Raw genomic sequence first — 286 nt, forward strand, 5'->3', positions numbered from 1 at the left:
TTAGGAACAATCATGCTAGTGTTTATGTTTTTTGCATTAATTATGACAATGGGAACAGATATATTATCCTTTTTCAACGTAGAGACACTTCAGAAAGCCATAGCGAGCAAAATAAAGTCATCTGAAGGGTTTATATCATTTTTATGGTATTTGGCTTATTATGCCCCTTATATTGTCTTTATCGGACTATTTATATTTATTTATGAGTGGTTACGAAGAAAGTTAGACGAAAGATATTTTTAAATAAAAAAACTCTTAATAAGTTTATTCAACTTACTAAGAGCTT

General features: G+C 28.7%; 1 protein-coding gene. It reads left to right on the forward strand.

Going from position 1 to position 286, the window contains the following annotated elements; genetic code table 11:
* Nucleotides 1-243: DUF334 domain-containing protein (locus FS736_RS23680; protein WP_144481547.1), on the forward strand; the 243-nt coding region annotated here is incomplete at its 5' end.
* Nucleotides 244-286 lie beyond the last annotated feature (43 nt).

The organism is Cytobacillus oceanisediminis 2691 (assembly GCF_007678455.1).
In the GTDB taxonomy this organism is placed as follows: domain Bacteria; phylum Bacillota; class Bacilli; order Bacillales; family Cytobacillaceae; genus Mesobacillus; species Mesobacillus oceanisediminis_A.